Below are 1231 nucleotides of genomic sequence, written 5' to 3'. Positions count from 1 at the left end.
CTCTGCGGCCCGGGCCGCGTCCGAGAAACGGGCCTACCTCCGCAACTGCCGGCCCAATGGCCTCGGTGTCACCGCTGGATGCCCGCTGATGGGACTGGCCCGCTCCACGTTCCAGGATGTGCCGGTTCGCGCGGTGGACGACACGGCTTTCGTCGAGGCGATGGCGACGACCTGCGACGCTTTCGAGCATCATGGCTGGCGTCGCGTCCAGGCGGCACTCCGCCAGAACGGCTTGCAGGTCGATCACGAGAAGGTCCGCCGCCCCGTGCGCGAGCACGAGCTTCAGCCGAAGATGCGCCGCCGCGTCACGAAGACGACCGACAGCGATCACGATCACCCGGTCTTCCCAAATCTTGCCAAGGAAGCGCGTATCCACGGCCCCGACCGGCTGTGGATGGCAGACATCACCTCTGTGACCATCGTCGGCGGCTTCGTCTACGTCGCCGTCATTCTCGATGCCTGGTCACGGCGGGTCGTCGGCTTCGCCTCAGCCGCGCGATCGACGCGCGTCTGACCCTGGCCGCACTCGGCATGGCGATCGAGGCCCGCAAGCCTTCGAAGGGTTGCGTCCACCATTCCGACCGTGGGTCGCACAATAGGCTGCCAGGACGTACCGTGAGCATCTCACCAAGCACGGCCTCGCCGGTTCTATGGGACGACGCGGCAGCCCCTACGACAACGCCAAGGCCGAGAGCTTCATGAAGACGCTCAAGGTCGAGGGCGTCTATCCCATGGCGTCGAGACGTTCGCCGACGTGCTCGAAAGCGTGCCGCGCATCATCGAAGAGACCTACGATACGCGACGGCTCCACTCGGCGTTCGGCTATCCCAGCCCCGCGCAGTCCGAGGACCAGCAGACCCGGCTGGCGGTCGAACCGGCAGCCTGATCCCGTCCATCCCGGGGAGCCCGCTCCACGCCGTGGCCGCCTTTGGTGAAGTGGTCGACGAACTCGCTCAGGCCGCCGACGGTGCATCCCGTCGTGGAGAGAAGCGATCATTGCCCGGCCCGCCACGGCGGCAGGCAATGCGACAAGCCGGTTACGGGCAGGCGTGACGGTCGCCGTCGTTGCCGAGATACGTCCCGCTCGACGCGTCGTAGGAGCGGAAACGGCGGGCGCATGCGGCGACGACCTCGGGGTCCGGACCACCCTGCACGACCACCGGGGCAGCCTGAGCCTGAGAGTTGGCGATGGCGCCACCGATGATGGCACCCGCCGCGAGGCCGGCCACGC

At 67.9% G+C, this 1231-nt stretch carries 3 protein-coding genes; 2 read left to right on the top strand and 1 reads right to left on the bottom strand.

Features of this window, described 5'->3' with window-relative positions:
• A partial coding sequence (locus COGEMETH_RS25150) for an IS3 family transposase (RefSeq protein WP_238185391.1) occupies positions 1-514 on the top strand: 514 nt, incomplete at its 5' end.
• 240 nt (positions 515-754) lie between these two features.
• On the top strand, positions 755-886 hold the full coding sequence (locus tag COGEMETH_RS25710) for a hypothetical protein (protein WP_283215051.1): 132 nt from the start codon (positions 755-757) through the stop codon (positions 884-886).
• A gap of 151 nt (positions 887-1037) precedes the next feature.
• On the opposite strand, the gene COGEMETH_RS25145 is transcribed toward COGEMETH_RS25710, so the two are convergent.
• A partial coding sequence (locus tag COGEMETH_RS25145; RefSeq protein ID WP_238185390.1) for a BA14K family protein occupies positions 1038-1231 on the bottom strand: 194 nt, incomplete at its 5' end.

It is taken from the genome of Methylobacterium trifolii (assembly GCF_022179685.1).
In the GTDB taxonomy this organism is placed as follows: Bacteria; Pseudomonadota; Alphaproteobacteria; order Rhizobiales; family Beijerinckiaceae; genus Methylobacterium; species Methylobacterium trifolii.
The sequence above is the reverse complement of the archived record's forward strand: the minus strand, read 5'-3'. Positions and strand labels throughout refer to the sequence as shown.